The 26,858-nt window shown below is 41.5% G+C and carries 33 protein-coding genes and 3 pseudogenes; 24 read left to right on the forward strand and 12 right to left on the reverse strand.

Translation table 11 applies throughout. The features are described from left to right. Positions 1-48: 48 nt before the first annotated feature. From KQI66_RS10470 to KQI66_RS10505, 8 genes are all read right to left on the reverse strand, one after another. Positions 49-270 carry a hypothetical protein gene (locus tag KQI66_RS10470; protein WP_002570387.1) on the reverse strand — a complete coding sequence of 74 codons (222 nt, stop codon included), beginning with the start codon at positions 268-270 and terminating at the stop codon, positions 49-51. A 51-nt stretch (positions 271-321) separates the two neighbouring features. Continuing rightward, positions 322-1,533, reverse strand: a complete 1,212-nt coding sequence (gene mobT, locus KQI66_RS10475; RefSeq protein WP_173879904.1) for a MobT family relaxase — start codon at positions 1,531-1,533, stop codon at positions 322-324. Positions 1,534-1,697: 164 nt separating this feature from the next. Continuing rightward, positions 1,698-3,095: an FtsK/SpoIIIE domain-containing protein gene (locus tag KQI66_RS10480; protein WP_216429304.1), complete on the reverse strand. Its 1,398-nt coding sequence runs from the start codon at positions 3,093-3,095 to the stop codon at positions 1,698-1,700. Positions 3,096-3,133: 38 nt separating this feature from the next. Continuing rightward, positions 3,134-3,511, reverse strand: a complete 378-nt coding sequence (locus tag KQI66_RS10485) for a YdcP family protein (RefSeq protein WP_216429305.1) — start codon at positions 3,509-3,511, stop codon at positions 3,134-3,136. A gap of 21 nt (positions 3,512-3,532) precedes the next feature. Beyond that, on the reverse strand, positions 3,533-3,847 hold the full coding sequence (locus KQI66_RS10490) for a YdcP family protein (RefSeq protein WP_002578441.1): 315 nt from the start codon (positions 3,845-3,847) through the stop codon (positions 3,533-3,535). Positions 3,848-4,032: 185 nt separating this feature from the next. Further along, positions 4,033-5,787 carry a DUF2326 domain-containing protein gene (locus KQI66_RS10495; RefSeq protein WP_216429307.1) on the reverse strand — a complete coding sequence of 585 codons (1,755 nt, stop codon included), beginning with the start codon at positions 5,785-5,787 and terminating at the stop codon, positions 4,033-4,035. Then, positions 5,774-6,022 (reverse strand): ABC-three component system middle component 6, encoded by a 249-nt coding sequence (locus tag KQI66_RS10500; protein WP_020994402.1) that lies wholly within the window; start codon positions 6,020-6,022, stop codon positions 5,774-5,776. Before KQI66_RS10500 ends, KQI66_RS10495 begins: the two co-directional genes overlap by 14 nt. 23 nt (positions 6,023-6,045) lie before the next feature. Further along, complete coding sequence (locus KQI66_RS10505; protein ID WP_216429309.1) at positions 6,046-6,879, reverse strand: ABC-three component system protein; 834 nt, start codon at positions 6,877-6,879, stop codon at positions 6,046-6,048. A gap of 1,061 nt (positions 6,880-7,940) precedes the next feature. On the opposite strand from KQI66_RS10505, the gene KQI66_RS10510 reads away from it, so the two are divergent. The 11 genes and pseudogenes from KQI66_RS10510 (at position 7,941) to KQI66_RS10560 (ending at position 14,812) form a co-directional block, all read left to right on the forward strand. Continuing rightward, on the forward strand, positions 7,941-8,144 hold the full coding sequence (locus KQI66_RS10510) for a hypothetical protein (RefSeq protein ID WP_224209075.1): 204 nt from the start codon (positions 7,941-7,943) through the stop codon (positions 8,142-8,144). Beyond that, entirely contained in the window at positions 8,141-9,070 is a 930-nt protein-coding gene (locus KQI66_RS10515; protein ID WP_118413320.1) for a DUF6017 domain-containing protein, read from the forward strand. The genes KQI66_RS10510 and KQI66_RS10515 overlap by 4 nt, the downstream gene beginning before the upstream one ends. A 6-nt stretch (positions 9,071-9,076) precedes the next feature. Further along, positions 9,077-9,298 (forward strand): annotated as a pseudogene (locus tag KQI66_RS10520) (ParA family protein); the annotation flags it as partial. After that, positions 9,283-10,620 (forward strand): annotated as a pseudogene (locus tag KQI66_RS10525) (C40 family peptidase); the annotation flags it as partial. The pseudogenes KQI66_RS10520 and KQI66_RS10525, both read left to right, overlap by 16 nt. 14 nt (positions 10,621-10,634) lie before the next feature. After that, positions 10,635-10,892: a DUF4315 family protein gene (locus tag KQI66_RS10530; protein ID WP_216429310.1), complete on the forward strand. Its 258-nt coding sequence runs from the start codon at positions 10,635-10,637 to the stop codon at positions 10,890-10,892. 43 nt (positions 10,893-10,935) lie between these two features. Next, the gene (locus KQI66_RS10535) at positions 10,936-11,565 is read left to right on the forward strand and encodes a DUF4366 domain-containing protein (protein WP_442859975.1); all 630 of its coding nucleotides are present in this window, start codon (positions 10,936-10,938) and stop codon (positions 11,563-11,565) included. Positions 11,566-11,799: 234 nt separating this feature from the next. Next, the gene (locus KQI66_RS10540; RefSeq protein ID WP_216429316.1) at positions 11,800-12,840 is read left to right on the forward strand and encodes a Fic family protein; all 1,041 of its coding nucleotides are present in this window, start codon (positions 11,800-11,802) and stop codon (positions 12,838-12,840) included. A 178-nt stretch (positions 12,841-13,018) separates the two neighbouring features. Beyond that, positions 13,019-13,486, forward strand: coding sequence for a hypothetical protein (locus tag KQI66_RS10545; protein WP_330655122.1), 468 nt, complete (start codon positions 13,019-13,021; stop codon positions 13,484-13,486). Beyond that, positions 13,486-13,818 (forward strand): plasmid mobilization protein, encoded by a 333-nt coding sequence (locus KQI66_RS10550; RefSeq protein WP_216429318.1) that lies wholly within the window; start codon positions 13,486-13,488, stop codon positions 13,816-13,818. Before KQI66_RS10545 ends, KQI66_RS10550 begins: the two co-directional genes overlap by 1 nt. Positions 13,819-13,977: 159 nt before the next feature. Next, the gene (locus KQI66_RS10555) at positions 13,978-14,580 is read left to right on the forward strand and encodes a Type 1 glutamine amidotransferase-like domain-containing protein (protein ID WP_055271744.1); all 603 of its coding nucleotides are present in this window, start codon (positions 13,978-13,980) and stop codon (positions 14,578-14,580) included. 67 nt (positions 14,581-14,647) lie between these two features. Next, a complete protein-coding gene (locus KQI66_RS10560) occupies positions 14,648-14,812 on the forward strand; it encodes a hypothetical protein (protein ID WP_216429320.1) in 165 nt (54 codons plus the stop codon). A gap of 178 nt (positions 14,813-14,990) precedes the next feature. On the opposite strand, the pseudogene KQI66_RS10565 reads toward KQI66_RS10560, so the two are convergent. Then, positions 14,991-16,287 (reverse strand): annotated as a pseudogene (locus tag KQI66_RS10565) (tyrosine-type recombinase/integrase). A 160-nt stretch (positions 16,288-16,447) separates the two neighbouring features. Beyond that, positions 16,448-17,077 (reverse strand): helix-turn-helix domain-containing protein, encoded by a 630-nt coding sequence (locus KQI66_RS10570; RefSeq protein ID WP_009243739.1) that lies wholly within the window; start codon positions 17,075-17,077, stop codon positions 16,448-16,450. 175 nt (positions 17,078-17,252) lie between these two features. Here KQI66_RS10570 and KQI66_RS10575 point away from each other — a divergent pair, with 175 nt between their 5' ends. From KQI66_RS10575 to KQI66_RS10600, 6 genes are all read left to right on the forward strand, one after another. Beyond that, a complete protein-coding gene (locus tag KQI66_RS10575; protein ID WP_002578307.1) occupies positions 17,253-17,483 on the forward strand; it encodes a helix-turn-helix domain-containing protein in 231 nt (76 codons plus the stop codon). A gap of 144 nt (positions 17,484-17,627) precedes the next feature. After that, positions 17,628-17,942, forward strand: coding sequence for a DUF3847 domain-containing protein (locus tag KQI66_RS10580; protein WP_002578306.1), 315 nt, complete (start codon positions 17,628-17,630; stop codon positions 17,940-17,942). Between the two features lie 328 nt (positions 17,943-18,270). Then, positions 18,271-19,992 (forward strand): MobA/MobL family protein, encoded by a 1,722-nt coding sequence (locus KQI66_RS10585; RefSeq protein ID WP_107029151.1) that lies wholly within the window; start codon positions 18,271-18,273, stop codon positions 19,990-19,992. Further along, complete coding sequence (locus tag KQI66_RS10590; protein ID WP_021369328.1) at positions 19,976-20,680, forward strand: DUF6040 family protein; 705 nt, start codon at positions 19,976-19,978, stop codon at positions 20,678-20,680. The genes KQI66_RS10585 and KQI66_RS10590 overlap by 17 nt, the downstream gene beginning before the upstream one ends. A gap of 155 nt (positions 20,681-20,835) precedes the next feature. Further along, positions 20,836-21,294 carry a MarR family transcriptional regulator gene (locus KQI66_RS10595; protein WP_216429322.1) on the forward strand — a complete coding sequence of 153 codons (459 nt, stop codon included), beginning with the start codon at positions 20,836-20,838 and terminating at the stop codon, positions 21,292-21,294. Beyond that, positions 21,284-22,603: an MATE family efflux transporter gene (locus KQI66_RS10600; protein WP_117750694.1), complete on the forward strand. Its 1,320-nt coding sequence runs from the start codon at positions 21,284-21,286 to the stop codon at positions 22,601-22,603. Before KQI66_RS10595 ends, KQI66_RS10600 begins: the two co-directional genes overlap by 11 nt. A 133-nt stretch (positions 22,604-22,736) precedes the next feature. Here the strand turns inward: KQI66_RS10600 and KQI66_RS10605 are convergent, their stop codons facing one another. After that, the gene (locus KQI66_RS10605; RefSeq protein WP_002578301.1) at positions 22,737-22,973 is read right to left on the reverse strand and encodes a DUF6061 family protein; all 237 of its coding nucleotides are present in this window, start codon (positions 22,971-22,973) and stop codon (positions 22,737-22,739) included. 307 nt (positions 22,974-23,280) lie between these two features. Between KQI66_RS10605 and KQI66_RS10610 the strand changes: the two genes are divergently transcribed. The 4 genes from KQI66_RS10610 to KQI66_RS11650 all read left to right on the forward strand — a co-directional run bounded on the left by KQI66_RS10610 (position 23,281) and on the right by KQI66_RS11650 (position 25,464). Beyond that, positions 23,281-23,676, forward strand: a complete 396-nt coding sequence (locus KQI66_RS10610) for a hypothetical protein (RefSeq protein WP_216429324.1) — start codon at positions 23,281-23,283, stop codon at positions 23,674-23,676. A 149-nt stretch (positions 23,677-23,825) separates the two neighbouring features. Beyond that, complete coding sequence (locus KQI66_RS10615) at positions 23,826-24,110, forward strand: hypothetical protein (protein WP_216429326.1); 285 nt, start codon at positions 23,826-23,828, stop codon at positions 24,108-24,110. Between the two features lie 63 nt (positions 24,111-24,173). Beyond that, positions 24,174-24,866, forward strand: coding sequence for a relaxase/mobilization nuclease domain-containing protein (locus tag KQI66_RS11645; protein WP_330655123.1), 693 nt, complete (start codon positions 24,174-24,176; stop codon positions 24,864-24,866). Next, positions 24,829-25,464, forward strand: coding sequence for a hypothetical protein (locus KQI66_RS11650; protein ID WP_330655124.1), 636 nt, complete (start codon positions 24,829-24,831; stop codon positions 25,462-25,464). Before KQI66_RS11645 ends, KQI66_RS11650 begins: the two co-directional genes overlap by 38 nt. A gap of 137 nt (positions 25,465-25,601) precedes the next feature. Here the strand turns inward: KQI66_RS11650 and KQI66_RS10625 are convergent, their stop codons facing one another. Further along, entirely contained in the window at positions 25,602-25,808 is a 207-nt protein-coding gene (locus tag KQI66_RS10625; RefSeq protein WP_216429328.1) for a hypothetical protein, read from the reverse strand. A 31-nt stretch (positions 25,809-25,839) separates the two neighbouring features. Between KQI66_RS10625 and KQI66_RS10630 the strand changes: the two genes are divergently transcribed. The 3 genes from KQI66_RS10630 to KQI66_RS10640 are packed head-to-tail and all read left to right on the forward strand — an operon-like array spanning position 25,840 to position 26,849. Then, entirely contained in the window at positions 25,840-25,995 is a 156-nt protein-coding gene (locus KQI66_RS10630) for a hypothetical protein (RefSeq protein WP_216429329.1), read from the forward strand. A 15-nt stretch (positions 25,996-26,010) separates the two neighbouring features. Next, positions 26,011-26,229 (forward strand): helix-turn-helix domain-containing protein, encoded by a 219-nt coding sequence (locus tag KQI66_RS10635; protein ID WP_008791971.1) that lies wholly within the window; start codon positions 26,011-26,013, stop codon positions 26,227-26,229. Positions 26,230-26,243: 14 nt separating this feature from the next. Beyond that, the gene (locus tag KQI66_RS10640; RefSeq protein ID WP_216429331.1) at positions 26,244-26,849 is read left to right on the forward strand and encodes a DUF1819 family protein; all 606 of its coding nucleotides are present in this window, start codon (positions 26,244-26,246) and stop codon (positions 26,847-26,849) included. Positions 26,850-26,858 lie beyond the last annotated feature (9 nt).

The raw sequence follows: 26,858 nt of genomic DNA on the forward strand, positions 1-26,858 counted from the left end.
ATGAAGCAATCAGAGCTTGCTCCATAACGGAAGTGTAACAAGGGTTTCCTATGCACCGATAATCTTATTGAACAGTTCCAGTAAGATGTCCTTTACACCGTCCGCATTGAAGACCAGACCGACCGCTACAAGGGACACCACCAGAAAACCGATAAGTTTGGAAAATTCCCTCTTAAATCCGAGGTACAGTCCAATCACCACGATTGCCAGCAGCACAAGGGACTGGGCATTGGATAAAAACCAGTTGTAAAGATTCTGTCCGAAATTCATAAAAGCTCCTTTCTTTCCTGTAAGAGTTCTTAGGTTCCAAGATTGCCGCCGTTAAAGCACCACCTCCTTTGCAGCGGCGGCTTGCTGCTTCAGGATTTTTTCGTGCTTCTCCGTCAGCTTTGCATGGGTGATGATGTCATGGACAATCTGGGTGTGGTTCATCTTATCCAGACGGAGAGCCAGCTTTAACGTGGGTGCTACCTGATGGGAGAGCCAGTGCAGGGTGCGTTCAAAGGAATAGGGTTCCGGTTTGGTTGTCAGTTTCAGGATTCCTCTGTGTTCCCCGATAAACCACGCCCATTCCTCACTGATACGCCAGTCAGAACGGGGCTTCGTATCGTCCCTGTCCACGAACCGGACATAGCGGTTGATGATTTGAAAGGCTGTCCGTTCTGGATTGTCATGTTCTAACAGGTCACGGATGGCGTAAAAGGCACGCTCATTTTTCAGCCGGATTTCAAAGCGGTTCTTTACCTCTGCGTCCGCAATGGGAATATCATGCTTTTTGTACTGCTCATAGTCTTTTTCATAAATGCAGAAGTACACCTCACTTTGGAGGGAGCCGATATACAGGGTGTTCCCCATACATTCTTTTTCCTCACACCGTACCAGTTCGCCGCTGCGGTAGCTTTTAAAGCTGCGAAAGACCGAGATACATTCTTCATTCCGGCACTTCTCTGTCAGATGGGGAATGTTCAGGATTCCCGTTTTGTCATTGATGGCGAGGTCAAGCCGTTTCATCACGCCGTCCTCCATGAGAACATCCATGAAAAACTCATACCAGCTCCGTTCCTGTGCCAGCAGATAGCTTTCAAACTGGCGGCAGCCACGCCCTTTCAGTTCCAGCAGCACCCCTTTTTCCAGTTCCGGCGATACCAGAACGAAAATATCACCCAGGTAGTAATGCTCTGTGTAAGAATAGAAGCCGTAGTCTTCATGGATAAAGTAAGGCAGCTTTAGCCGCAGCACGTCTTCCACGATATGCTTCACATCCGTAGTGGGAAAACGAATCCGCACATAATCAAAGAGCATTTCAAGGGGAGCGTCTGGATTGAAGCGTTCCAGAGCTTCCGTGATGGCTTCCTGTAATGCTTCGGATGGGTGAGCCTTGCCCGTTTCAATGTCGCTCAGGTACGGACGTGTGATTCCGGCAGCTAATGCAAGTTTCTGTTGTGAGATACCGTAACTTTCCCGTTTCTCTTTAATGTCCCGTACCCATGTTTCTTCATTCAGTGAAAATCCCTCCTGTCTAAAAAAGCGTATGTCAACTTTTGGAGCCTTGTTGACATACGCCGGATATGGGAAAAATCCCTTGTGTACCGTGGGATTCTGCCCTGTTGTTTAGTTGTTGCCTGTCGATTTGTACCCCTCTGTTAGATACGAGGGGTTTATGCTGGCGTGCCTTGCGGCACACCAGCCACAGCAGGTCAGTCCGTTTCTGCGGCTTTCGCTTCGCACGCCGCCTGCACTCCCTGCCTGCTGTCTATGAGCTTTTTAATTTCCTTGAGGAAATCATGCCCTTTTGGGACAAGGGGCGTGTAAAACTCCGAGATAACGCTGGTTCCCACATCCACATAGCCACGCCCTTTTATCTGCTTGAGGAAGAAGTCCTTTGTGGTTTCCCCGAACATCATCCCATAGCCCATTTCCGACATCCGCCCCAGAGCCACACGGAAATTGAACTGGTCACGGATTCCGTCCCCCAGATACTTTGCGTCTGGACGCTGGCAGGCGAGAATCAGGAAGAAACCAGCCTGCCGCCCAAGCATAACGATTTGCTTTAATTTGTTGAGAACAGCGGCATTTTCTTTTGTGCCGAGCATTTCCATAAATGCCACATATTCATCAAAGATAAGGAAATTTGCCGGAAGTCCCAAGTAAGCGTAGTTTTCCCCTGTCCGGTAATTCTCCATGAGCTTCATGTCTTCGCTGCGTTTCATCATTTCCTCATAGAAACGGTCAATGCAGGCGAGCATATCTTCCTTTTTGTAGTACACATCCGGCATAACCGCCTGTAAATCCGCAAGGTCGGCGTTCTTTGGGTCTAACACGAACAGGACGGCGTTAGTGCGGAGCAGGGCTTCAATGAGGGTCAGGATGAAATAGGTCTTTCCGCCGCCGGTTCCTCCGGCAATGAGCATATGGGGGAGCTTGTCATACTCCCACCAGACATTTTCCATAAGACGGAGCCTGCCGTCCTTTGCCTGTACGTCCTCAATGGAAATACGGTTGGCAATGGTATCATAGATCAGGGTGTACTCCACATAGGAATCCTTTAATTCCTTATCCGTCAGCTCACAGTACAAGCCGCTTTCCAGCTTTCTCTCCAAGTTTAAGAGCTGTTCCTGATATTTCCCCAAGGTGATTTCCACACGGATATGGAGCAAGCCCTGTTTCATCCGGTAGTAGATTTTGGGAAAGTAAGTGATGGTTTCTTTGGAACGGCTGGAAGACAAGTCCTTGAAAAAAGCGTCTTCCTTTCTCTGTTCCGATTCATACCACTTGTTTTCCAATACCATCCTTGCCAGCTTTTGGCGGTGGATGAGCTGCTTTACTTCGTCCCTGCGGTATCGCCAGAACAGAAGAACGGCTGTAAGACACACCAGCACTGCCACGCCCATACTAAATAACAGGTAAGGGATGTTTACATCCTGTACTATCTGGGAGAGGGACACTTCCTGCCAGTTGGTTCCGGCTATTTGCCCTGTATGAAACAGCAGGACAACCAGCAGGAAGACAGGGAACAGGGCGGCAAGGGCAGTATGGAACACAAGGTCTTTATCCGTGGGGCGGATACGTTTTCCACGGGGAAAAAGCTGCTTCATGGGAACAATCCTCCTTTCGCTTTTCTCTTATTTAGCTGCTATTTTACAGGGGGAGCGTCTTTCTTCGGTGTCTGCGGATTCATGGCAGCCCCTTTTTTCAGGACAATATCCTCTGCTTTGATGTACCAGTCCACCTCTGTTCCCTGAAAGGTAGCCGTTGCCACGGTATCTGCCACTGGATTGATAAGTTCCACCTCTGCGTTGTAATCGAACTCCTTTAACGGCACGCTGGCAGGGATAGAAACCTGAATCATACGCCCCTGTCCTCTGGATTTTAAGTCATAGGTACGCTCCTTGATTTCTTCTGATACCGAGCCGTCTTCATTCTGGAGGTGAACCTCACGGCGGAGGGCAGAAAATTTCAATGCCCCGAATGTTGCTTCCTTGTCAATCACGATTCCGTTTGCTAATCTCATAGTTTGATGTCCTCCTTTTCCTTATGCTTTTACCATATCGTCAGCGTGCAAAATGTAGTTGGTAAAGCCCCTTGTGCCGATTTTATAGCCCTCTGCGGTGATACGGGGATTGACGAGCTTTACACGTTCCTCAAAGTCAAAATGCTTCTCTCCGGCTTCGGCAGGGAGGATAACTACAATATCATCCGCCCTCTGTACGTCTGAATAAAGGTTAAAGCTGCGAGAGAGTACCGCCATGCGTCCGTTGATTCTTCGCTGCTCTGTTTTGTCTTCTCCGGCAAACTCCAAGTTGCCGAATGTCTTTTCCATGTTGGGGATAACGAATTTTAATTCCATATAGATGTACCTGTCCTTTCTGAATGTTGTGTTTGATGGTTGGTTTCGGGTTCTGGTCTGGAAGCGGAGGGGAATGCTCCGGCGGTGGTGATTTCTTCGTAGTATCACATCCTTTCTGGTTTTAGGGTAAAAAAAATAGACGCTCAGTTTTGAACGTCTATAAAAAGTTACTATGCAGTTTTTGGTTAGTTTATATCATCAGAGGATTTGCTTTTATCTTCCAAATCAATATCAATTTGAATACCCAACAACTTGCTTTCGGGAGAATCGTCATTTAACTCTAAGATGATATTATTAGTAACGATTTCTTCGTATTCTGTGTTGGACATCAATGATTGAAATGATAAAAGGGCATCTTCATTGATAGAACATATATATTGAAAATTCTCTTTTGGGCATGTTTCAGAAACAATACGGAAAAGAGTTTCACGTTGGCGGGGATCCATATTAGCAAATAGTCTACTATCATGGGCAATAAACTTTATTTTGCTTTTTCTACATATTAAGAGCAGAAAGTCAAAACAAAACATACGAACTTCGTTCACGCCATCGGATGAATCATCTTCAATTCGAGCTTCAAGAGTATATCTTAAAGTATTTTCACCAGAATTATTTTTAATCACTAAGCCACTACGCTTTTTGGGATAGAAGCGTTTAGCAAATGTCCAATATTTATTTTTTAATTCTGATAAATATTCTGCTTCATCGTCAAGATACGTTTGTGTTTCTTTATCTTGTATGATTAAATTTGCCTTAATATCTAGTACAGTGTCTTTGTACGTTTTCAAAATCCGTTGATACTCATGTATTCTATTTAGCTCATTTTGTAAAGCAGCTAATTGTTTAGTTAATGCAACATATTCTTCTAATGCACCATGAGAATTTAAGAAATCTAACAATTCATCCATCCGTTGTCCTAAGACATTTATCTTATCATCAATTTCTTGTAATTCTGCTTTTTGCTTATTTAATTCTTTTCTTAAACGGGCATTTCTGGTGGTTAATAAATTGGAGTGAAATTGTAAAACTTCATCAATATTCTTCTTAACCATAGCAGGTATTTCTACATTGGCAGCTTCGTAAATTTTTAATAGTTTTTCTTCTTTAACCTGAGCAGTTTCTTTAAAAGATTCTTCTATATTCTTGATGTAATTACTGATTAAAACACGTCTATTTTCGAGGGCTTTTTTTTGATAACTTTTTTCATCTGCTTCTTTTTCAAGCTCATGATAATTATTAGAAACTTTAAAAGCAGAAATTTCTTTTTCAAGCTCAGAAATTCTGTATTCCAAATCTGCAACATCTAATTCTGCGTCATTTTTTCCTAAATGATATTGCTTAAATATAGGGTCTTTTTTTATTGCTTTTTCAGTTGCACTTGCAGCTAATTGCTTTTCACGAAGTTCCTTTTTACTGATAATTAAATCAGTATCTATGCCAAGCAGATAACAGTTATTCAAAATTTTACTATAATCTGTTTCTTTAGGAACAAAGGAATCAAAAGTTGAATAACAAGACCGGTAACGACGTACAAATCTTGAAAACAAGGTATTCCAAGTCATATTTTTGGGATTTGATGAAATTCCAAAGCACAGATTGAGCAATTTTTGACGTAAAACAGTAACGGTTAAGGTTTCACCACAAAAGTTTATTTTATTTTGTTCATTTGTACTACGGGTAGAATAATATTTTACACCATCAATTTCAAAATTAAGAGTAAACTCCCAATCAGGCAATTTCTGAGCAAATGAGGTAATTTTATTTGCACCTAAACAAAAATGAATAAGGTGCAATGTTAGAGATTTTCCTACTCCGTTATAGGTATTTCCATCATTTTCGTCAAGAGGAGCAACCTGTTTTCCAACAATAATGTTGATACCATCTTTAAAAATTATAGGATGAAAAGATGGTTTATTAGCTCTTAAACTAAGCAGCTTCATAACATAATAGCCCCCTTTCGTTAATTTTGATAGCTCCGATAATATAAAGATAATCTAAGGCAATAACAAATTGGTCGAAGGAAAATTTAACAGGATATTTTTTATTTGTATATGAATCCTTGTAATATTCCCATAAATCTTCAACAGAAATAGGTTCGGTTAATTTTTCCAGTAAAAAAGCCCCAAAACCAAAATATGATTCGTTAATAGATAATTGTTTTTTGGGTAATATCATAATTTTCCTCCTTTCCTTAATGATTATTGCGGTTCTTCAAAAATATCACAACTTGAAAAATAATAAGCCATTAAAACTAGTACGCTTGTTTGAATGGGTGAGGTGTTTTTACTGCTTGCTTTTTCTAAAATATAATAAAAACGACAATCAGAACAATTTTCTTGTGTATCAGGAATATTTTCTTTAGATTGTTCATATAAAGCGTTAAATTTTTTCTGCAATATTTCTTTGACACCAGGGTTATCATTAAAATAAAGCATTAAGGTTCCTTCTTGATAGCTACCAACAATAAGTCGAGATTTTACTACTTCACTTAACCCATTAAATGCGATTTTTTCATCAAAATCAGGAACTGTCAAATTATCCATTGAGTTCATTGGAAGTTCTGCATTTATCAAATAAGTAACGGTTTCATGAAGTGCTTCATACTCAACAACAGGTATTATCTCATCTGGTATATAGCCTATAATATCTTGCTTGTCTAAATCATCTAAAGACATAAATACCTTTTCTAAATCTTTTGCGGTAAAAGTACCTATGTCACTCTGTGCATATTCAGGGGCGTTGTTCAATTCCAATGCCATTTGAATTATTGGTGCAGGTAATCCTTTATATTTGTCATTGACAACAAAAAAGAATTTCTTTATAGGGCACAAACTATTCCAATGATTATATAAGCCAGAAAAATCTGTTTTTAATTTCTTTACAGCTTCATGAATGGTCGTATCTTTGGTAATATCTTCAGGAGAGAAAATTTGATAATAGGTTCCTGTAGTATGGTCAAAACCATCATTTTTCATGTCCCCTATATTACCATAGGCTTTTACTGGTTGAAAATTGGGATTTGCTTTTGTCATCACAGAAACAAAGAAATCCTCATATTGTTGCCCTGTATATTGTAGTATATGATTACTAAAAATTATTTTTGCTATGTAATGTTCAGCGTTACCTATGGGGAACACCTCACTTTCTATTGGGTATAGATACTAATAGTATACCACAATATGAGTTGCGTGCGTTATTTTTTTGATTTTATGAGAAAAAAATTTCATAAAAATAGACGTTTCATGTTTTCACACAAAACGTCTACTCCTTGCATTAGGAAAAAGAGTATCGTATAATCTTGATAAATGGTTTCCTAGCTGGAACTGAACCAGCTAACACGTTGCTAACACTTTTGTTACCAGTACAGGATATTTCGTGAATCTATCTTCCGCGCAGACCTCACGCTTTTCCTGTATTATAAGGTGTTAGAGGGTATTACAGGAGGTTAGAAACTACTTGCTGCGAAAGGACATTTAGAACTCCTAAGCGTGGGGTCGGAGGTTCAAATCCTCTTATGGACGCCAGTGAACAACGCCGAAAGCCTTTGTTTTCAAGGGTTTTCGGCTTTTCTTATATAAAAAGCTGCGAAAAAGCTCTTTCACTGTATGAGATAAAATTCTACTCCAAAATTTGATTTTTGACAACCCCTCCAGAATCGAACGGTTGTTATAAGACAAAATCGCCAGCTAATTTTTAGCAGAAAATGGGCTGTTCTTGCTAATGAAAATGCCCTTCCTGCTAATCAGCCCCAAAATCGTTCCAAAAATCCAGCTAATCAAAAAAGGCGGATGTTTTGAGTACCATGCAGTTATAGCAGATAAAATTGAATATCGTTATATACATAGAGCGTCTATTTGCCCCGCATCGGGGATGGATAGGCGCTCTTTTTTTATGCCCAAAACCATGGGCAAATACAAGAGATTGGAGGTGTTTTATTTGAGCAAGCCTGTTTATACCGCAGACAAGCCGAGCGACTGTCATTACTGCTACTTCTGGACGAATGTCAGAAAGGGTTGCCGTCTGGGTAGAAATAATTGCTACTACTTAATCTCTTTGCCACCGAAACCCAAGTCGGAATGTGATGGCTGTCCCTATGGGCGAGATCACCCGTGCATTGGCTGGTGTACGAAGAAGGTTATGCGTGAAGTGGGGCTTCGTTGATATGGATGTGTATGAACAGGAATACCGCTTCTGCTTTTTTGCCCGATGTCCTTATGAAAAGACGGATACGACTTTCCGCAGCATTCCGCTGACAACAGAAAGTTTTCCGCAGAAAGAAGGTGGTGAAGCCGTGTGAGTTTTGATTATTTTTACGGTCAGCAATCCGATCTATTCACATTCTATCGAGTTCCGAAGGTGTTGTTCACGAACGAGAGGTTCTGGAATATTTCTGCCGATGCCAAGATGCTGTATGGCATTTTGCTTGACCGCATGAGCCTGTCTGCCAAGAATGGTTGGATAGATAAAAACGGTCGAGTGTATATCATTTTTACAATCGACGAAGCGAAGATGGCTCTGAACTGTGCTGAACAAAAGGCTATCAAGCTGCTCAGTGAACTTGAGAAGAAAGCAGGATTGATTGAACGCAAGCGTCAGGGTCTGGGAAAGCCCAACCTGATCTATGTGAAGAACTTTATCTCTGCTGTGGATTCACAACTCTTGAATTGTGAAAATCACAATTCTGGAACAATGGAAATCACAACTCAAGAACTTCCGAAATCACAATGTAATAATACTGATATTAAAAATACTGAATTTAGTGATACTGATTCTATCTTTCCTTCCGGAAATGGTGGAATGATGGACGAGAATGACCGGTATCAAGAATACTTTGATTATTTCTCGGATCAGCTCAGTATGGATTTGTTGAAGAAGGATTACCCTTACGATTCTGAAATGCTGGATAACATTCTGGAGTTGATCGTTGAAACAGTTTGCACGAAGCGACCGTTGATTCGCATTGGTGCAGAGGAGCGTCCGGCAGAAATTGTCCGCAGTCGGTTTATGAAACTGAATGTCGAACACATTCGATATGTTATGGACTGCTTCAAGGAAAACACCACAAAGATTAGAAATATCCGTCAGTATATGCTGACTACGATATACAATGCGCCGACGACAATAGACACCTACTACGATGCTCTTGTTCGGCACGATATGTCACACGGATATTTGGAAGGAGGATTTAAGAAATTGAAAATGAAGCGAGAGGAAGGAGAGTGACGAAAAATGTCGAAAAAAGCAACCATCATTGCGGTGGTCAATCAGAAAGGAGGAACCGGCAAGACCACCACCACCGAGAACCTGGGCGTTGGCTTGGCGCTTGAAGGAAAAAATGTGCTTCTGGTAGACACCGATCCCCAGGCGTCCCTGACAGTCAGTTTGGGCAATCCCTGCCCGGATGATCTGTCTCCGACACTTTCCGATTTGATGGGAAAGATTATGATGGAAAGCTGGTAGAAAAATCAGATAAGGCAAATGTAAATGCCCTGTATGAGAAGTTCAAAAAGGACAACCCCGATGCCGCTTCCAATCCCCTTTCCCGTTGGCAACAGAAAAGGGCAATCAAAAAGGAGTATGCAGCGGCGAAGGCAGGCAAAGGAACAGCGAAAGAAACTGCCGCTAAAGCAACAAAGAAAGCAGTCCAAAGCACCAAAACGATTACAGAGAAAGCGATGGAGTTTTACACCACACACTCTAAAACGATTCTGTTTGTTTTGATTGCTGGACTGCTTTTTATAATTCTCTCTGGGATGTTCTCGTCTTGTTCGGCTATGTTCCAAGGCGGCACACAGATCGTTCTGGGAACTTCTTTTACCGCAAAAGAGGAAGATATTATCGGTGCGGACAATGATTACAAGGCTTTGGAAGCTGCGCTCCGCAATGAAATCAATAATATCGAGCGTACTCATAGCGGATATGACGAGTACCGGTATGACCTTGATGAAATCAACCACAATCCTTATGAGCTTGCGGCGTATTTGACGGTAAAATTCGAGGACTACACCAGAGATGAGGTGCAGGCTACTCTGCAATGGCTGTTCGATCAGCAGTATGAGCTGATTTTGACAGAGGAAGTGGAAATCCGAACCCGCACAGAGACCTGTACCGGCACATCGACATCCACAGATCCGGTGACCGGCGAGACCACGACAGAGGAATATGAGTACGAAGTTGAGGTCGAGTATGAGTATTATATCCTGAATGTGAAGCTGGTAAACAAGGGCTTGAACCGAGTGATCGGCAGCTCCGGTCTGACAGAGGATGAAATGGAGCGTTACGCAGTTCTGCTCCAGACCAACGGCAACAGACCTGACATTTTCGGGGATGACATCTATGCTGTGACCGGTGAGTACACCGACTATGACATTCCGGGCGAAGCTCTGACGGACACAAGATTTGCCAACATGATTCGGGAAGCAGAGAAATATCTGGGATACCCGTATGTGTGGGGCGGCAGCAGCCCCTCCACCTCCTTTGACTGCTCCGGGTTTGTTTCCTATGTAATCAATCACTGCGGCAACGGTTGGAGTGTTGGACGATTGACCGCAAACGGTTTGATGGGCGTATGCGATATTATTCCCAAAAGCTCTGCCAAGCCGGGAGATTTGATTTTCTTCCAAGGCACTTATGATACCTCCGGTGCATCGCACGTTGGTATTTATGTCGGCAATGGTATGATGATCCACTGCGGAAACCCGATTTCCTACGCTTCTATCGAATCGAATTACTGGCAACAGCATTTTTACTGCTTCGGCAGAATCAGAAACTAAAGGAGGGATGTCGATTGAGTGCCAAATTAGACAGAATTGGTGCAGACCTTGAAAAAGCCCGTAAGAAACGGGCTGAATGGGATGCCAGAGTAAAAGATCTGGAACGCAGATATCGTGAGGAGGAAAACTCCGAAATCCATGAGATGGTTCACGCTGCGAACCTGACCCCTGACCAGCTTTCCGAGCTGCTCCGTATGTTTGCTGCGGATATGGCTCCGAAGCCTGATACGATCAATACTATGAATAAGGAGGAACCGCAGAATGAGATTTAAGAAAATTGGAGCCGCATTGCTGGCGTGTGCAATGTGTTTTGGCGTGTTTTCTACAACGGCATTCGCCTATGTAGATGAAAGCGCAGCGACCGAAGAACCTACGGTCGAAGAAAAAGTTCCCGAAAAAGAGCCGGAGGAACCGATGCTGCCGCTTACCCCGGACGGCAACCTGACTCTGGTTGATGATGCCGGTTCACCTACGAAAAGTGGAAAGCAGTTCATTACCGCTGTAACCAAAAACGGAAACTACTTCTATATCATCATTGACCGTGATGATAAGGGCGAGGAAACCGTGCATTTTCTGAATCAGGTGGATGAAGCCGACCTGCTCAAGCTGATGGACGAGGAGGAAGTTGCAGAGTTCACCAAGCCGGTTGAGGAAACAAAGCCGGAAGTAGTTGAAACAGTTCCTGAAATTACAGAACCTGCTCCGGAGGAAAAACCGAAATCCACGAATATGCTCCCAGCGATTCTTACTCTGATTGTGCTTGCCTGTGGCGGCGGTTTCTTCGTATTCAAGAAAGTCCAGGAAAAGAAGAAGGAACAGGAAGCGGCAAAGCCTGATCCGGATGCTGATTATGTGGACGATGACGAGGATTATGGGTACGATCCGGAGTTTGAGGACGATGATGCAGATAGCTCCGTCGATGAAGATGATAATGAACCTGTGTAAACAGGATAGGTTTGATGCCTAGGGCAATCTTCGGATTGCCTTTACATAGCATCTGCTTTCAAGAAATAAAATATTTTGTGTTTTTGAAAGCGACCTCTTGAATATTCTGTGTGGTAGGTGTGCATACTATTATTTCAGTCATAGTGACTGGAAAATTTATCTGCCTCATCCCATTGAAATCTCCGTCATTTTAGAGTAAAATGAGGCAGATAATCCTGAAATGAGGTAGATAACATGAGAGCTTTTGATTATATAAAAGAGCCAGAAAAGTTGCTTACTCCTGAAATTGTGCAGATGATCGGAAAAATTCATGAGCACAAAGGTAAGCAAGAGCTATTTTTGGAAGCTAATATTGATGAATTGAAAACCCTTCTTGAAGTCGCTTTGATTCAAAGTACAGGTGCTTCTAACCGTATTGAGGGTATTTATACAACAGATAAGAGATTGGAAGAATTGGTCAGCCAAAAGGCAGAACCAAGAAACCGATCTGAGCAGGAAATCTCAGGTTACCGAGAGGTGCTTTCTACAATCCACGAAAGCTATGAGTATATTGTGCCCGGACCTAATATTATTTTGCAGCTTCATCGTGATTTGTATTCCTACGCCGGTTCCGGTGGAGAATATAAAAATGCTGATAATGTAATTGCAGAAACAGATGCAGAAGGTCACCAGAAAGCAAGGTTTATTCCGGTTCCTGCCTTTCAGACTGCGGAAGCTATGGATGAATTGTGCAGACAGTTTTTAGAAGCATGGAATACTGATAAAATTGATAGATTACTTTTGATACCTATGTTTATTCTGGATTTCCTCTGTATTCACCCTTTCAATGACGGAAATGGACGCATGAGCCGTTTACTGTCGCTTCTTTTGTACTATAAGGCAGGATATATTGTAGGAAAATATGTCAGCATGGAAATGTTGATTGAAAAAACAAAGGAAACTTACTATGAAGCATTGCAGGCAAGTTCGACAGGATGGCATGAAAATGAGAACAGCTATGAGCCTTTTGTTAAGTATTATCTGGGTATCATGTTGAAAGCATATAATGAATTTGAAAGCCGTGTAGAACATTTAAAGAACCGCACTCTTTCTAAGCCCGAAAGAATTAAAGCGATGATTGATCAGAAAGTTGGTAAAATCACAAAGAAAGAAATTATGGATGCTCACCCTGATATAAGCAAAACCACAGTGGAACGCACTCTGGCAGATTTAGTTAAGAGTGAGTACATTGCGAAGGTCGGTTCAGGTCCGGCTACAGGATATGTAAAAATCTAAGTCATAAATTATTTATCTACCTCATTTCATATACAGATGAGGTAGATATTTTTACGATGACGGAGATTATAAAACAGAAAATTGTGTCAGGTTGCAAAAATTCTTTCCGAACTATTTACATAGCAGTCATGCACTACGGTGTGTGGCTGCTTATTTTTTGCGAAAGGAGCAGATGCAAATGAAATTAGTTTTGGCTGAAAAGCCCTCGGTTGGCAGTTACCGTGGCTTTCAGATGGAACTTTCTTTTGACAGCTTCCGGAACGAGTTCGATGTGACCATGAAGGGCGCTGTGAGCCACAGAGTAGCCCTTGGTACGGATGCACGAGGAAATATCACCCGACTGGACAATGCCCTTGCAGGCATTCCTGAGCGCTTAGAACGAGCCAATGAACAGCTGAATAATCTCTACAATCAGCAGGAAGCAGCCAAGGCGGAGGTTGGAAAACCGTTTCCGCAGGAAGCAGAGCTGACAGCAAAAAGTCAGCGACTGGCAGAACTGGATGCAGCCCTGAATATGGAGGACTCTGCGGAAAAATGTGACGAAAGAAGCGAGTCAGAGCGTCCTTCTGTGTTGGCTGATCTGAAATCCAAAGCGGAGCATATCCCTCCTGCAAAATACTCTGAAACCCGTGAGGAGGTGTTGTAATGGCAAAGCGATACCGGGATGTTCATTTCCTTGCATCCAAGGAGGAGGTCGAGCGAATCCATGAGAAGATGGACGAGCTTGGCATCCGCAGCATGGGAGCCTATCTGCGGAAAATGGCTCTGGACGGGTACTGCATCAGACTGGATTTGCAGGATGTGAAAGCCCTGGTTTCGCTCCTGCGAATCTGCTCCAACAACCTGAATCAGTACGCAAAACGAGCGAACGAAACGGGCAGCATCTACCATGCCGACATTGAGGATTTGCAAAAACGACTGGAGGAGATCTGGACGGATATGAAAGAAGTCCTTGTTCGCCTGTCCTCAATCCAGTAATACGACAATTTGTCGGGAAGTCGCAGCTGCGGTTGCGGCTTTACATAGGGACATATAACCTTGTTTAGCTGGTAGAATTATTCATATTCATTTGCTATAATTATTGCAAATGGAGAACTTGAGAGTTCGACAAATTCCAATTTATAAAGGAGAATATTGATGAAACTGTTTTTATGTTCGCACTTTTCAAGTGTAGGAAGTCTGATAAAGGAAGAAATTGAAAATAAGAAAGTCGCATTTATTCCAACAGCTTCACTGCGTGAAGGCTACACCGGTTATGTCGGCTCGGCTCGAAAATTATTCAAAAAGTTGGGAGCAATCGTAACTGAAATTGATATTTCAACGGAGGCTTATTCAACGATACAGTCTGTTTTTGAAGAAGCAGATGTGATATATTTTACCGGCGGAAATTCTTTCTTTCTTATGGATCAGCTCCGTAAAACGGGAACTGATGGACTGCTGAAAAAGGAATTGGCAAATGGAAAATTGATGATCGGCGAGTCGGCAGGCGCAATTATATGCGCTCCAAGCATCCAATATATCGAGCAAATGGATGAAAAGCCGGAGGACTACTCACAAGAAGATGATGCAGGGCTTGATTTGATTGATTTCTATGTTCTTCCGCATTATCTTACAGCACCATTTAAGAAAGTTACCGAGAAAATAATGACTGAGTTTTCGGATTTGAATCTATGCCCAATTAACAACCGTCAGGGAATTGTAATTGACGGTGAAGGTTCAAAGGTTATTTGCAAAGACTAATTTGAAAATTCAAGTTTATCGAGAAGTCACAGTGAATGAAAAATCGGATTTTATGGAGGTGACAAAAATGATGCCAACTATTGGGATAATGACGATTGTGTCTGCAGCACTTACGATTTATTTGTGCCATGATGAGTATAAAAATGGGAAAATGAGTTCAAAAAATTTTAAGATAGTTGCGATCTGTGAAGGATTTGCAATTTTAGGAATGATATTTTTGATTATCAGTTGATAGTCAACTTCATATTTATCGGGGAGCAAATAGAACAAAAATCGGAATTTGTGGAGAGATTTCCTGAACTTTCCTTATTTTACAGGCTTTTCAGCCCATTAAATAGTGAAATGATATGTATTTTCCCTTATTTTTGCCCTTATGCGGAATCCGCAAGGGAAATAAGGGAAATTTTTAGTTAAGCATTGCTCGCTACTTTATCAAGAAGTCTTGCGGAATCCCGTTTTGCTTTTCTTGTTGAGTGAGCGTAAATATTCATTGTGGTACTGACATCAGAGTGTCCTAACAGTTCCTGTACATCTTTCGGTGCAGCTCCATTGGAAAGCAGATTGCTGGTATAAGTGTGACGCAACTGGTGAAAATGGAAATCTTCAAATCCTTCCAGCTTCTTTGCCACTGATCTGCATACAATGCTGAGTGTACTCGGCAGTTCCAAAGAGCCATCTGGTCGCAGGCAGACAAAGGAGATTTCTTTGTAATCTGTCGGGACTTCCTGTGTTCCGTCAAGATGATAGTATTCATAATATACCCTGTTTTTCACATGCACTTCTTTGTAGTAATTGCGGTGATATAATTCGCCATACTGCATCCGGTTTTTGAGCTGTTCTTTTCTGGCAGCTTTCAGTATTTCAGTCAGCGTATCTCCAAAATCAACAATCCTTACTTTTTTCCGTTTCGTTGGTCCGATAATATTTTTGTGTTTCATGCCGTCGTAGCGGATACTGCGTTTTATGGTCAGGCATTGTTCCTCAAGGTTAATGTCCTGCCATGTAAGACCACAGGTTTCCCCGATACGGAGCCCGGCATAATACGCAATTTGAATCGGAAGAATAGCAGGTGGATTTTTCTTTTCCAGATATTGGATAAGCCGTTCATAATCCTCATGTGAAATCGGCTGTGTACCTTCTTCCACTTCATCATCGGAAAAGAGGTCAACTTCCTCTGCCTGCTTTTTCAGCTTAATATACTGCATCGGATTGAAACTGATTAACTGTTTTGGAAATACTGCAAAACGGAATGACTGCTGTAACACTGCGGAAAAAGAATGGATATAATCTTTGCTGTATCCCTTTTTTACTTTCCCGTCTGGAAACTCACCACCGAATGTAAGCAGATCAAGAAATGCCTGTAAATGTTCGGCAGTAACTGTTTTCAGTTTGCGGTCTGCAATCGGGTGTTTTTTGATACATCGGATTGCACCAAGATAATTTTCCACTGTACCGTTGCTGAGTGTCCCAGTTTTCAGTTCTTCTTCTGCCCACATATCCAGAAGTTCCCCTACGGTAAGATTATCTGCCTTTGCAACAAACTTCTTATCTTCGTAGTCTTCCAGTGCCTTGCGGAGAAGCTTTTCCGTCTCACTTTTACTTTCGGTTCCGGCGTATTCTTTCTGAACCATTTTACCGCTTGCATCTTCTACATAGAAACGATAGTACCATTTTTTTCCTTTTTTTTCTAACAGATCCTTTTGCCATAATCGTATGTCTCCTTTCGATATCAGACAATCGGAACTGCTGAAATGCTTCTTGCGTGTAGGCATCTTATGGACAAGTCCATAAGCCAATTCGCCGCTCGTCAAATCTGTAAACAGCTTGACTCGCTTGCGCTCATTGTATCATAACTCCGATTATCTTACTATACCGATTCAGAATCGTCATACATAACTTCGGATAAAAGATTTGCAAGCCTTTGTTCTGCCGCTTCCGGTTTCTTTGAATAGAGCCTTACAACATCTGCCATATCATTAAATGCGTTGACAGTATGTGTGATCTCCCTGAGAAACATAATCTCATTATATTCATCTTTCGATTCAAATCCCATTACTTTGGCAATGTCCGCATCTTTGGTACTGCCTTTGTAATTTTTACAGGCGAACTGAAACGAATCCAGAAACAGTTCATATTGCTTTAACATTAACAGCAGTAAGTCTTTAGAAAAAGCGTCTTCTGTTTTATTGAGGTCAAGAGGAAACTGTTTGAGAATGTCGCCCATCGCATCACGAATCTGCAATTCTTTCTTATCCGTAATATCAGTTTCATATTCATCGGTTTCCCCTTTGAGCCATTCAATCGATACATGAAGTGCTTCCGAAAGACCTTCCAGTACCATCTTTTTGGTATTGTCAATCGAACCATTCTCATAACGCAGGATTGTGGAAGCGGTAACTCCCATCTTCTCTGCGACATAAGGCTGTGTCAGATTTAATTCCAGACGGCGCTGTTTTGCCCTGCTGCCGATCAGCTTGCGTAGTTCTTTATCTTTCATGCTGATGTGCCTCCTTTTTCGGTATGTCATTACTATACCACGCAACAAAATATATTGCAATATGCAATTTTAAGAAAAGCAGCAAAATTTTATAATGCTTGACAAAGCAATATAAACACGCTATACTGACAGCACAAATGAAATTGCATAATGCAATTCGAAAGGAGGTGGTCATATGACGCAAAGAAAGATTGCCTTATCTATTGAGGAAGCTGCTGATTATACGGGAATTGGCAGGAACACCCTGCGAAAGTTGGTAGAGTGGAAGAAACTTCCGGTATTGAAGGTTGGGAGAAAAGTCCTGATCAAAACGGATATGCTGGAACTTTTTATGGAAGCCAACGAGGGCAGGGACTTGAGGGATAAGGGAAATGTGAAAGCAGTCACAAGAAACGGTTCAACTTAAAAAAGCGGTTCCCGAAGAAACCGCCAAAGGTTCTATCAGACCGGAGTCATGATATACCTACACGCAAGCAGATTATACCATGTACTTCGTCTGACAGACAACAGGAAACTTATGTTTGGAAAAAAAGAAAGGACGATGATATTTATGGCAAGATCAACAAAGAGTTATGAGGAGCGTATGCTCCAGTTGGAAAAGAAAGAACAGGAAAGCCTTGAGAAAGCAAAACAGTATGCAGCACAGAAACGGGAACTGAAGAAACGTCAGAAAGATGTGGAAACCAAAAAACGGACACACAGGCTCTGCCAGATTGGCGGTGCAGTGGAATCGGTACTGGGTTCTGCGATTGAGGAAGATGATATCCCAAAGCTGATCGGCTTCTTAAAAAGGCAGGAAGCAAATGGGAAATTCTTCTCAAAGGCAATGCAGAAAGAGCCAGTTGCAAATACGGAGGAAGTGTAATGCCGGAGGGAGTGGAGTTTCCATTCCCTTCATTGCTTTTTTATGAAGGGCGCACTTATGGACAACCAGAGGTCGTCCGTATAAGTTTGCCACAGGTGGCAACCGGTCTGCGCTTACGCTTGCCGGGCTCGTTCCGTCGGCGGGGCTTTCAGCCAGACCTGCTCATGCCGCAGGAGGCACTCTTCGCCAGAGGGGCACATTCCATGCAGGCTGTTATGCACAGGGCACTCTTACGCAGAGGGTGCTCCGGCAGATACCATTTTCTTTTAGGAAAAACGTTACCTGCCGGAAATCAAAGCCGGATACGGCAGAATGGGGGAAACGGAGCATGGCGATTTTTCATTATACAGTAAAGATTGTTGGACGCAGCAAAGGAAAATCCATCATATCGGCGTCTGCTTATCTCAATGGCGATGTGATGAAAAATGAAGAAACAGGCAGGATCAGCTACTATACTTCAAAAAAAGAAGTCGTTTATACCAGCCTGCTGATGTGTGAAAATGCACCACAGGAATGGCAGAATGTACCTGCTGAAAATATCAGACGGTTCCAGAAATCTGTCCGATATAAAAGGGCAGATAACCAAAATGCTGCACTGGAAAAATTCAAACTTACTTTTCAGAAGCAGCGTTTATGGAATGAAGTCTTGAGGATAGAAAAAAGTTCAGATGCACAACTCGGCAGGTCATTTGAGTTCTCACTTCCGAAAGAATGGAGCCGACAGGAACAGATTGATTATACAACTGAATATATTCAAAAGACCTTTGTAGATAAGGGAATGTGTGCGGATTGGAGTATCCACGATAAAGGAGATGGTAATCCCCATGTGCATTTACTGGTGACGATGCGACCATTCAATTCAGACCACTCATGGGGTAACAAAGAAATCAAGGATTGGGAGTTTGTCAGAGATGAAAATGGAAATATTGTGGTGGATGAATCCCATCCGGACTGGTGGCAGGATAAAAAGAACCCTGACCGTCATGGAATCCGAATCCCCGTACTTGATGAAAATGGAGTCCAGAAAGTCGGGACAAGGAACCGCAAACAGTGGAAACGTGTATTAACCGATGCTACCGGGTGGAACAATCCGAAAAATTGTGAGCTATGGCGGAGCGAATGGGCAAACGTCTGTAATGCACATTTGAAAACGGAAAATCACATTGACCATCGTTCTTATGCAAGGCAGGGAAAATTAGAGATACCGACGATCCATGAGGGCGCAGATGCCAGAAAAATTGACGAGAAATTTCAAAACGGACAGACATCCTCTACTTCATGGAAAGTAGAGGAAAACCAGATCATAAAAAGACAAAATGCACTGCTGGATAAAATACAGATTTCTTTTGGAAAAGTATCCAGTGCATTAACACAATGGAAGGAGCGATTGCGTGACATTAGAAGAAAGCCGGGAAGTCATTTCCATGATGGAGACAATGATAAACCAGATCGAGGAACAGCAGAATCTTATGGCAGAGATGGTACAGGAATTGCAGGAACGGGACAGGCAGCTCCTGTCTTTTCAGGAGCAGAACCAGAGTTTAAAAAGCTTAAACAGCGAATTATCCAGGCTGCTAAATCTTTTGCCAGATACAGAAGAACTGCTCTCACAGATCGAGCAACAGAAAACCAGAATCGAACAGTTGGAAAACGAGAATCAGCAATGGCAGGAATTAACGCAGAAGCTGAACAACGAGAACAGCTTATTGCAGAAACAGAACAGCGAATTGCTGACCTTAAACAGCAGATAGAGAAAGCGAGGGAGATCGATGAGCGAATGCAGAAACTTAGAGAACGTCGGGCAGGTGGAAGAACTTCTGCTGATGACCGAACAGATGCAGGACGAACTGGATCAGAAAGACCAGACAATCCAGGAACTAAACAGGCAGCTAAGCGAATCGCTGACCTTGAACGAGAAATTGAACAGCGAAAACAGAGCCGAGAATATCGAAGCATTGCGGACAAGATTAAGGCAAACAGAGGAACGATTGACCAGCGAGACAGACAGCAGGAAAAGAGCCGACGCAGAAGCCGTGGCATGGAAATTTAAGTATGAAAAAGCAGAGCAGGAAAAACTTTATGCACAGACACACCAAAAGACGGTAGAGGTAGCTGTTGAGAAAAAAGTGCCTTATGAGAAATGTGAAAAATGTGACCGTACTGCTTACCGGAAAGCAAAAGAAAAATGCGATAGCCGTAAAAGCCAGTTAGAAAAGAAATATAAAAATATGACGATTGGTTATGAAAGTATCTTGTTTCTACTGGCATGGTACAGCATAACAACAACACTGTTTACTGCGATTCTTTCGCCGGTTTTCCTTAACGACTGTATCGTCTTTTTCGGTGCGTTAGGAAAAGGAATGGGAAGTTTATTTCGGGAGTTTGTGACAGGTGCAGACTCTTTCGGACAGTTAAGCAGTGGAATACCTAACAGTATTCTTTCCGGGATTGTGTACTGGCTGATTGCCGGTACTGTCATGGCAATTTTATTCGTAATAACCGGGTGGCTGATAATCGGGATTGGTTATCAGGTAGGAAAAATCTACCGGAAATATTGTTGGGATATCATCAGTATCGTGGTAGCGATAACGAGTACAGCTGTTGTAATTTACTTTGGAGAATGGATTAAAAACGCTAATCCGATAAATCTTATTGTATTGCTATTACTGTCGCATATTATTTATATTGGAATCAGATGTTATGTGAAAGACTGGATGGAAGAACGAGGATATTATTAAAAGAGGACAGGGAAATTTCATAATCTTCCTGTCCTTAGTAAGGGACTATTGATTGTTTATATAAAGAAAAAGTATATAAATAAATCTTGACAATTAGTACGAACTCGGACTATAATACAAAAGTCCGGATTCGTACTAATTTAAGGAGGAAAAAGATGAGAAAAGATAATAATATGATAATACAGTTGCAACGATATTATGCTTTATGGAAAGAATGTACAGCAATGTATGAGGAATGGTCAAAGGATCAGGGACTGTCTTCAAATGGAGTTTTTGCTTTGCATTCATTTTATGAAAGTAATGGAAGATGCACGCAGAAAATGTTAAGTGAAAAATGGAATATACCTAAGCAAACGGTAAATACGATACTAAAAGATTTTCAGAAAAAAGGATACATCAATATGGTATCTGATGATTCAGACAAGAGAAATAAGCTGATATGCCTCACAGAATCAGGAATGGAATATACGAAAGATATCATAGAAAAACTGCACTCAAAAGAAATATATGTAATCGAAAAAATGGGATTAGAGAATATAGAAAGTCTTAATGATAATACAGAGCTGTTTATCAGACTTTTCAAGGAAGGAGATTGTAAGAAAAATGAATCATAAATCATTATTTTTTAAATATGTTATTCCATCTATTATAGCATTTGCATTATCAGGAATATATGCGATAGTGGATGGATATTTTGTAGGCAATACCATAGGAGATGCTGGACTTTCGGCTATTAATATTGCATATCCGATTGAGGCTTTGATTCAGGCTCTTGGAACAGGAATTGGTATGGGAGGAGCTGTTTATTACTCAATTAATGCAGCAGAAAAGAAAGGAAAACGGGCAGAAGAATTTATTGCTACAAGCTGGTGGCTTCTTGTAATAGTAAGTGTTATCAGTACCATAATTATTTACTCCTTTTCGTCTAAAATTTTAGGATTGCTTGGAGCAGATGGAATTATATTAACAAATGCGACAGATTATATCAAAATTATAGCACTTGGAGCAATATTGCAGATTCTTGGAACTGGAATGATGCCATTCATTAGAAATTATGGAAACTCTTTCTGGTCAATGTTTGCGATGGTTGGTGGATTCATAACCAATATTGTTCTGGATTTTATCTTTGTATGGATATATGAAATGGGCATGAAAGGTGCAGCCACAGCTACAATAGCCGGACAGGGTGTGACTGCAGCAATTGCAATCATATACGCATTATATATTAAAAAGTTTTATGTGTATGTATCCTTAAAAAATGTAAAAGAAATGTGTGGCGCTATATTCAGAGTAGGTCTTGCACCATTTGGGCTAGCATTGACTCCTAATATTTCATTGGTGTTTATAAACCGATTCTCCGCTTCTTATGGGGGAGAAAAAGCTATTGCAACTTATGCATGTGTATCCTATATTATCTGTATCATATATCTCATATTGCAGGGCGTAGGTGATGGAAGTCAACCTTTAATGAGCCGTTTTTATGGTGAGAAGGATCAAGAAAGCCTGAGAGGAGTTCAGAGAATGGCATACATTTTTGCAATAATTCTTGCTGTTTGTGGTGGAATTATCATGTATGTAAACAGAGCAAATATTGGAGGGGTTTTCGGAGCTTCTTATGAAGTAAGTATTGAGATTTCTAAAATTGTACCTATATTTTTAGTGTCATTACCATTTGTTGCGATTACCAGAATAGCGACAGCTGGATTTTATGCTACTGAAAAAAGTGGATTGTCATACATTCTTACATTCATTGAACCAGTATTGATGCTGATATTTATGCTTGTTTTACCACCTTTATTTGGTGGACAGATTATGATATGGTGGAGTACGGTATTGGCACGTGTTTTTTCAGCGATTCTGGCATTCATACTAATAAAATATTGCGAAAAGGGAGATTTGCAATATGGAATACAGAAAATTTAACAATCAGATAGTAGCAAGAATAATCTAGGTTTATCTATTGTATTTTTAAGGACAGCCTCATAGCAATAGGGCTGTCCTTTTAAAATTATGAAGCTAATTTTTAATAAATTCTAGTAGATTTTGATTGGAATAATCATAACTCTAATGAATCTTCAGCATCTACCCACATCTGTAAATTCCCATCAAGATATAACCTTGCATATTCTAATGGCTCATCGATTGCAAGCGATGTCAAAGCACAATCAGATCCAGGTGTGGTTCTTAAATTTTTTTCTGCTTCCCAACAATCAATACGGAGTATATAGCCCGTATTAGTATATACATCAATGCTGTTGCACTGTGGATTGTATTCTGCAAATATTGTTCTCATCGTATCCCATCTCCTTATCATTTAATCAATCAGTAGTAGCAAAAATTAAGAAGCATTTCAATCAGTTCACCATGTCACTTTTATTTTGTGTTATACTGTCTTATAGATTTTTCTTGCCCTTGTATTTGCCCTTATCAGAGTGCATAAACACTGATGGGACGATATAACACAAGGGAAATAATAAGGGAAAGCTCACCTGCGACAAATCCAGTGTTTTCAAGGGGTTGCGAAGAATTTAATAATAAAATATAACAGTTATTAAATTTCTTAAAACAGGTGAAATCTCAATCGGGATTTGGAGGAACTTATGATGAAAAAAATGATAATGGCATTATGTATATTTATTTGTGTGTTTACTTTAGTTGCGTGTTCTGGACAACAAACAAACGAACCACTTACTTTAGGTGTCAATGCGATAATAACAGAAATTGATAAAGAAAATAAAATCATAACCACAAAAGATAGCGGAGAAGAAGGTGTTTTAGGAGATGATTGTCTTATTGATTGTTCCCAAATTCCTATGATCTATTGTAATTATGATACACAAGATGTTGTAGATATAACACTTGATGATTTACAGGTGGGGGACGAAATCATTTTGACTATTCGGAACTCGGAAATAGAAAATCTTCAAAAGGAAGATGACAATAAAGCAAAAATAGCAGTTGAACAATTACAATTAGGTACACAGAGAATTAAATAATTTCCAGTTTGTTGAACTGAATCCGAAAAACATTAGGGCGCAGAGGAGATAAAATCCTTTGCGTCCTTCCTTTTTATACAAGGGTTGACATCGTTGTGTGATTGCAGATACTCTTGTACAATGTAGTTAAGAAGAAAGGAGTTGAGCCTATGAAGCTGGTATTGAAGATATTGGCATTGCCGATGCTGTTCGTTGTAAAATTGATTTGCGTTCTTGGAAATCTGCTTACAAATGTTGTGTCCTATGTGATTGGCATACTACTTTTGGTTATTGGCGGCTCTGCGATTTACTGCATTGTAAAGGCTTTGTGGCAGTCCCTGCTTATCCTTGTGGTTCTTGGAATTGCGACAATAGCAACGGTTTTCCTGCTCGTCTGGGCTGTTATGAAAGCCGAGAATATCGGAGAAAGTCTGGGAGCATTTATCAGGTCATAAGATAATATCAGAGAAAAGTCACCGACCGGTGGCTTTTTCTTCTTGGGAAAGGAAGTGATGGGAATGGCAGCAACAAGATTGATTGCACTCCATGTGAATAAGGGAAAGACGGTCGCTCAATGTTTGGCAGACAGAACCGACTACTCACAAAACGCCGCAAAAACCAATGATGGCGAATTTATCAGCTCCTATGAGTGTGATCCAAAGACAGCAGATGAGGAATTTCTGCTTTCCAAACGGCAATATCAGCATATTACCGGCAGACAACAGAAGAATAATATTATCGCATACCAGATACGCCAGTCCTTTAAGCCGGGAGAAATCGCTCCGGAAGAAGCGAACCAGGTCGGCTATGAAACAGCGATGCGATGGACAAAGGGAAAACACGCTTTCATCGTTGCGCCCCACATCGACAAATCCCATATTCACAACCATATCATTTATAATTCGACCTCGCTGGATGCCACACGGAATTTCAAAAACTTCTTTCTTTCCGGTCTGGCGGTGCAAAGACTCAGCGACATGGTTTGCCTGGAACACGGTCTGTCCATTATTACACCGAAGCCATATCGGGAGCGTCAGAAAAGAACTGTTTATCCCAAGAAGCGTACCCAGCGTGACGAATTATGTGATGCGATTGATGCGGTGCTGAAGCAGAAACCAAAGAGCTTTGATGGCTTTGTTCAGGCTCTGGCTGACATGGAATTTGAGTTCAAGGATGGAAAGCAGCCTGCGTTCCCTGGGCGAAGGATATAGCAAAGAGGAAATTCAAGCGGTTATCTCCGGCAAGAACCTGCACAAATCAAAAGGCAGCTCTGCCAAGGCTCCTTCCCCGAAGCAGTTCCAGATGCTGATTGATATTCAGGCTAAAATGGCTGAAGGCAAGACGGTCGGATATGAGAAGTGGGCCAAGAAGTTCAATCGAAAAGAAGCTGCCCGTACCGTGATTCTTTTGAAAGAAAAAGGTCTGGGCAACTATGATGACTTGACTGCTCGCATCGAAAAACTGTCTGCCCGGTTCGATGCGCTTTCTGATTCTATCAAGGCCGCAGAGAAACGTATGGTTGAGGTTCAGGTGTTGCAGCAGCACATCAAAAATTATCGCAACACAAGGCAAATTTATATCGAGTACCGCAAGTCTGGATATAGCAGAAAGTTCTTTGAGGAACACCGTCAGGAAATCACAATTCATAAAGCGGCTAAGCAAGCCTTTGATGAAGCGCAGATCATGAAGCTCCCGTCCACGCAATCACTGTATGAGGAGTTTCACCGTCTGACTGTCCAGAAGAAACAGGACTATGCTGAGTACCGCAAGATAAGAAAAGAAAAAGAGGAATTGCTGATCGCCAAGTAGACGGTTGAGACAATTCTAAATATTGACAAAAAGAAAGAGCAGGAAAAAGAACAAGAGAAAGAAGAAAAGGAAAACTTCCGTTAAAGCAAAAAGCCACGGTCTGCACTCCCCAAAGGGTGCGGATCGTGTCTACTTTTTTATTTTTCGACCTCAGCGCTTTCAGCCATGGGCAAATTATATTCTTCTGTTCTTTTAGAAACGATTGAAAATCGTGTAGTCATCATCGGCAGATGATGTTCAAAGGGGATTGGGGATGCTTCCCCAACAAGCAAATTTGCGAAGATTGCACCGAAGGGAAAAGCGAGAAAATGAGTGAACCTGTACAGGTTTACACTGCTTGCCAATTTGTAACGCCCAATCAATACCGGAATTTTTATGGATTTTTCGAATAAGTTTTACCCTGTAAACTCCAGATGCGATATTTCGGATTTTTACTGCGGAATTCACAATGCCGGATTGCTTAGAACGCAATTCTATGGTATGATGATAAATGTACTGAAAGAAGCACCGAAATTTTTTGAGATACGGTAAGGCAGAGGTGAGAATATGGCAGTGAGTTATAAGAAACTTTGGAAATTGCTGATTGATAAGGACATGATAAAAAAGGATCTCCGTGAATTGACAGGCGTTAGCACAACAACAATGTCTCGATTGTCGAAGGACGAAAATGTTAGCACTGAGATTCTTTCTAAAATATGCTCTGCTTTAGGCTGTGATGTTGGAGACATTATGGAATTTGTTCCGGATAAAAAAGAGGAACAGTAAGGAGGTGTACCGCTATGGATCATTCGTATCCCTATATTGCATCGTTGACAAGAGAGCCGTTTCTTTTCTATGAAATGCGCTCCACTGCCAAGCTGATGAATGAAGGACTTTCTGATGAAGCGATTGTGAAAGAAATTGTAGAGCAAAATCTTTTTCAGTATCCGACTGAAAAATCCATCACACGCATGGCAAAAGCCTGTATCAAACGGCTTCGTGCCATGGAAGATGAATCCCTGATTTCTGCAATCGCATCTCAGCCAACAGAAGTGGCAAAGCAGATTTGCCTGTATGCGATGATGAAGCAGAGCCGACTGGTCTGGGAATTCATGCTGACAGTGATTGGCGAGAAGTACAGATTAAGGGACACCTCATTTGGTAAGATAGACTTGAATACATTTTTTATGCGTTTGCAGGAACAGAACGATGCGGTAGCTTCCTGGAGCGACGCCACAATAACAAAGTTAAAACAGATTATTGCCAGAGTGCTTGTTGAAACGGAATATCTCGACAGCATCAAGGCAGATCATTTGAACCCGGTATGGCTGCATCCTATTTTGGAGAATGCCATCAGAAGCAACGGCGATGCGGCTGTACTGCCGGCATTTAATTGCTTTTCGTAGGAGGTAGCC

It is taken from the genome of Anaerotignum sp. MSJ-24, assembly GCF_018918145.1.
Taxonomy (GTDB): Bacteria; Bacillota; Clostridia; order Lachnospirales; family Anaerotignaceae; genus Metalachnospira.

Bases quoted from the DNA above. Each gene is read 5' to 3' on its own strand.
- KQI66_RS10605 (WP_002578301.1), bottom strand. From the start codon at position 22,973: ATGAGAACAATATTTGCAGAATACAATCCACAGTGCAACAGCATTGAT.
- KQI66_RS11650 (WP_330655124.1), top strand. From the start codon at position 24,829: ATGGAAAGCAGCCTGCGTTCCCTGGGCGAAGGATATAGCAAAGAGGAA.
- KQI66_RS10615 (WP_216429326.1), top strand. From the start codon at position 23,826: ATGAAGCTGGTATTGAAGATATTGGCATTGCCGATGCTGTTCGTTGTA.
- KQI66_RS10610 (WP_216429324.1), top strand. From the start codon at position 23,281: ATGATGAAAAAAATGATAATGGCATTATGTATATTTATTTGTGTGTTT.
- KQI66_RS10600 (WP_117750694.1), top strand. From the start codon at position 21,284: ATGAATCATAAATCATTATTTTTTAAATATGTTATTCCATCTATTATA.
- KQI66_RS10570 (WP_009243739.1), bottom strand. From the start codon at position 17,077: ATGAAAGATAAAGAACTACGCAAGCTGATCGGCAGCAGGGCAAAACAG.
- KQI66_RS11645 (WP_330655123.1), top strand. From the start codon at position 24,174: ATGGCAGCAACAAGATTGATTGCACTCCATGTGAATAAGGGAAAGACG.
- KQI66_RS10595 (WP_216429322.1), top strand. From the start codon at position 20,836: ATGAGAAAAGATAATAATATGATAATACAGTTGCAACGATATTATGCT.
- KQI66_RS10485 (WP_216429305.1), bottom strand. From the start codon at position 3,511: ATGAGATTAGCAAACGGAATCGTGATTGACAAGGAAGCAACATTCGGG.
- KQI66_RS10630 (WP_216429329.1), top strand. From the start codon at position 25,840: ATGGATTTTTCGAATAAGTTTTACCCTGTAAACTCCAGATGCGATATT.
- KQI66_RS10510 (WP_224209075.1), top strand. From the start codon at position 7,941: ATGGGCGAGATCACCCGTGCATTGGCTGGTGTACGAAGAAGGTTATGC.
- KQI66_RS10580 (WP_002578306.1), top strand. From the start codon at position 17,628: ATGGCAAGATCAACAAAGAGTTATGAGGAGCGTATGCTCCAGTTGGAA.
- KQI66_RS10550 (WP_216429318.1), top strand. From the start codon at position 13,486: ATGGCAAAGCGATACCGGGATGTTCATTTCCTTGCATCCAAGGAGGAG.
- KQI66_RS10635 (WP_008791971.1), top strand. From the start codon at position 26,011: ATGGCAGTGAGTTATAAGAAACTTTGGAAATTGCTGATTGATAAGGAC.
- KQI66_RS10470 (WP_002570387.1), bottom strand. From the start codon at position 270: ATGAATTTCGGACAGAATCTTTACAACTGGTTTTTATCCAATGCCCAG.
- KQI66_RS10560 (WP_216429320.1), top strand. From the start codon at position 14,648: ATGATGCCAACTATTGGGATAATGACGATTGTGTCTGCAGCACTTACG.
- KQI66_RS10540 (WP_216429316.1), top strand. From the start codon at position 11,800: ATGAGAGCTTTTGATTATATAAAAGAGCCAGAAAAGTTGCTTACTCCT.
- KQI66_RS10640 (WP_216429331.1), top strand. From the start codon at position 26,244: ATGGATCATTCGTATCCCTATATTGCATCGTTGACAAGAGAGCCGTTT.
- KQI66_RS10490 (WP_002578441.1), bottom strand. From the start codon at position 3,847: ATGGAATTAAAATTCGTTATCCCCAACATGGAAAAGACATTCGGCAAC.
- KQI66_RS10555 (WP_055271744.1), top strand. From the start codon at position 13,978: ATGAAACTGTTTTTATGTTCGCACTTTTCAAGTGTAGGAAGTCTGATA.
- KQI66_RS10585 (WP_107029151.1), top strand. From the start codon at position 18,271: ATGGCGATTTTTCATTATACAGTAAAGATTGTTGGACGCAGCAAAGGA.
- KQI66_RS10575 (WP_002578307.1), top strand. From the start codon at position 17,253: ATGACGCAAAGAAAGATTGCCTTATCTATTGAGGAAGCTGCTGATTAT.
- KQI66_RS10545 (WP_330655122.1), top strand. From the start codon at position 13,019: ATGAAATTAGTTTTGGCTGAAAAGCCCTCGGTTGGCAGTTACCGTGGC.
- KQI66_RS10480 (WP_216429304.1), bottom strand. From the start codon at position 3,095: ATGAAGCAGCTTTTTCCCCGTGGAAAACGTATCCGCCCCACGGATAAA.
- KQI66_RS10500 (WP_020994402.1), bottom strand. From the start codon at position 6,022: ATGATATTACCCAAAAAACAATTATCTATTAACGAATCATATTTTGGT.
- KQI66_RS10505 (WP_216429309.1), bottom strand. From the start codon at position 6,879: ATGACAAAAGCAAATCCCAATTTTCAACCAGTAAAAGCCTATGGTAAT.
- KQI66_RS10495 (WP_216429307.1), bottom strand. From the start codon at position 5,787: ATGAAGCTGCTTAGTTTAAGAGCTAATAAACCATCTTTTCATCCTATA.